2 protein-coding genes and 1 pseudogene are annotated in these 2,746 nt (G+C 70.0%); all 3 read right to left on the bottom strand.

Translation table 11 applies throughout. The features are described from left to right. Positions 1 to 248: 248 nt before the first annotated feature. Positions 249 to 1,397, bottom strand: a complete 1,149-nt coding sequence (locus tag QK444_RS35120) for an anti-sigma-D factor RsdA (RefSeq protein ID WP_282786295.1) — start codon at positions 1,395 to 1,397, stop codon at positions 249 to 251. Next, positions 1,390 to 1,971: a sigma-70 family RNA polymerase sigma factor gene (locus tag QK444_RS35115; protein WP_143982713.1), complete on the bottom strand. Its 582-nt coding sequence runs from the start codon at positions 1,969 to 1,971 to the stop codon at positions 1,390 to 1,392. Before QK444_RS35115 ends, QK444_RS35120 begins: the two co-directional genes overlap by 8 nt. Positions 1,972 to 2,100: 129 nt before the next feature. Then, a pseudogene (locus QK444_RS35110) lies at positions 2,101 to 2,746 on the bottom strand (hypothetical protein); the annotation flags it as partial.

Genomic DNA, 2,746 nt, shown 5'->3' with positions numbered 1-2,746 from the left:
TGGGCGGGGCCCCACATCGTTTCGCAGGAGCGGCGAGGCGCGGATACGAAAAGCCGACCGCCGGTCGGCGATCGGATGGTGCGTGATCGAACCGCCGGACGGGCGGCCCGGCGTTATGAACCCCTGTGGATCCTCACCGCGAACGGCTCGGATTCCCCTATCGGCTCGGATCCCCTATCGGATTGTCAGCGGCCGGATCAGCAGCGGCCGGGTTGTCCAGCGGCCATCGCAGTGTCGGCGGCCACCACTCAGCGGATGCCGCCCGGGGCGGTGGGCAGCTGGGTGGGCGGGACGAGCCCGCCGCCCGTCGGCACCACCTCCGTGCCCGGCACCGACGGAAGCCCCGAGATCCCGCCACCGGTGGGCGGCAGTGTCGGCTGCTGCGGCAGGCCGGTGGGCACCACCACCGTGGTGGTGGGCTGTACGGTCGGGACCGTCGTCGGCGGCACCGTCGGCTCCGTCGCCGGGTCCGACGGCTCCGTGCTCGGCACCGTCGGATCGGTGGTCGGCTCGTCCGGAGTCGTCGCGGAATCGCTCGGCTCCGTCGTACCGCCGGTATTCGGCTGGGTGGACAGGATCCGGGGGTCCACCGACGGTTCGGTGGTCACCGAGGCATCCGGCGCGACCGGTGCCGTGGTGGCATTGCCACCCGGCTTGGTCGTCGGCTGCGATCCGCCGGGTTCGGCCGCCTTGGTGGTGCTGGGCAGCAGCGAGGCCGCGATTTCCGGGGCCCGCTCCTGCAGCTGCGCCACCAGCCGCTCCCACTGCTGCCGCAGATCGTCCTTCTTGCCGCTGTCGTCGACCTGGCTGACATTGCCCTCGGCGCGCTCGAGCAGTACCTTGGCCGCCTCGGGCTTGCCCTCGTCGATCAACTGCTGTGCCTGCGCCATATCGTTGCCGGCCCGGTTCACCACGGTGGTCTGCGCCTGTTCGGAGAACACGACCTCCTTGAAAGGCCACAGCGCGTCGCCCGGCTCGGCGCCGTAGGAGAACGCCGTCAGACCGCCCATGATCAGGGATACGGCGGCCGCCGCACCGGCGATGGGACGAACCAGCCGTAGTCGCCTGCTACCCGAGGCCCCGATCCGCGCCCCGCGGGCGCCGACCTCCTGGTTCACCGCGGCGACGATGGCATCCAGGTCCGGTCCGGCCGGCATCGGCTCGTTGACGATCTCGGCCCGCCAGTTGGCCAGCAACGCTGCGAGCTGATACTCGTCCGCGCTGCTGGTCTGGACCGCGCCGTCACCGGCAATGGCCTCGATCAGCTCGTCATCACGGCGTACCGCCGCGATATCCACCGGCCCGGTGTCACCGGACGCCTCGGCGTAGGGACCGCTGTTGTGCGATCCAGATCGCGCCTTCCAGTCGCCCCGACCGCGCTCGCCATCCCTAGCCATACATTTCACCTGCCCTCGCCACTTGTGACTTGAGTTTCGCGAGTGCCCGATGCTGGGCGACTCGTATAGCGCCCGCCGTACTGCCCACGGCGGTTGCGGTTTCTTCAGCTGACAAACCCATGACCAAGCGCAGGATCAGAATCTCTCGATGCTTCTCCGGAAGCGTCGCCAGCAGCTTGTTCATCTGGCGACTGGTTTCGGAATCGAGAGCTCGCTGCTCCGGCCCCTGGTCGGTGGATATGACATCCGGTACTTCGGCCATGGCGTCCGCCTTGTTACGGGCGGCGTTGCGATGGGCGTCGGCGACTTTGTGGGAGGCGATGCCGTACACGAACGCCATGAACGGTCTGCCCTGATCCTGATACCTGGGCAGGGCGGTCATGACGGCCAGACATACCTCCTGAGCCACGTCGTCCGCGGAAAGCTGACCGCGTTCGGCGGCTCCGATTCGCGCACGGCAGTACTTGACCACCAGTGGGCGGATGCTCTCCAGTACCTGGGAAAGGGCAGACCGGTCGCCCTGCGCTGCGGCAGCGACGACGGCGGGGTCCAACTCCTCACCCGTGTTCTTCATCGTCAGAGCTGTTCCTGGCGTTACGAAGTGGCACGTCAGCCTTGGGCACGTGCTTCCGCGAGGGGGCGGAACGGTCCAACAATAGCGGGCGGTGCGAGATCGGGGTCACTCGCGGGCGAGGTTCAGATGTCAGGCGGCCGTTCGCAATCGTCCGCCCCGGGCGGCCAGCAACACCGCGCACGCCGCCGCCTCATCCGCCCCGCCACCGGCCGAATCCAGCCCCGACAGCAGCATGGCGCAGGCCCATCGCAGCGGCAGCAACCCGAAAATCCGACTCTGCCCAGCGACATTTTCGGCCAACTCCCGAGCGCGATCGACATCACCCCCGGCGGCCGTCGCCGCGGCCACCAACAGACCCGACTTCACCCGGTGCCGAACCGACGGCGACCGCTGCGCCCACGCCAGGGCCGCCTCCGCGTGTGCCAGCGCGGGATCGCCATGCACCAGCGCGGGGGCGGCGTGCGCAAGAACGGGGTCGGTATGCACCGACGAGGGATCGGTGTGTGCCGGGTGGACATGCTCGCCGCGCGCATCCCCGCCGCGCGCATCGGTGTACGGCACGCCGACCTCGGCCCGGTGGCCGGATCGCGTCGGGCTGGGGTGCGCATGCTCGGCGGCGGACTCGTATCCCGGACCACCGTGTGCCGCTCCCGAACCACCGTGAGCCGCGTCCATGCGGGATGCCATCACCGGCGGTCCAGCGGCGGCGCCCGACCGGGCCGCCGGGGTGCCGGCAACCGGTTCGGGAGGCACGACGAGACCCGCCCCGGGGGCG

Origin of the sequence: Nocardia sp. CC201C (genome assembly GCF_030010695.1) — a bacterium.
In the GTDB taxonomy this organism is placed as follows: Bacteria; Actinomycetota; Actinomycetes; order Mycobacteriales; family Mycobacteriaceae; genus Nocardia; species Nocardia otitidiscaviarum.
The sequence above is the reverse complement of the archived record's forward strand: the minus strand, read 5'-3'. Positions and strand labels throughout refer to the sequence as shown.

Coding starts and splice junctions, on each gene's coding strand:
- QK444_RS35120 (WP_282786295.1), bottom strand. CDS start 1,397: ATGGCTAGGGATGGCGAGCGCGGTCGGGGCGACTGGAAGGCGCGATCT.
- QK444_RS35115 (WP_143982713.1), bottom strand. CDS start 1,971: ATGAAGAACACGGGTGAGGAGTTGGACCCCGCCGTCGTCGCTGCCGCA.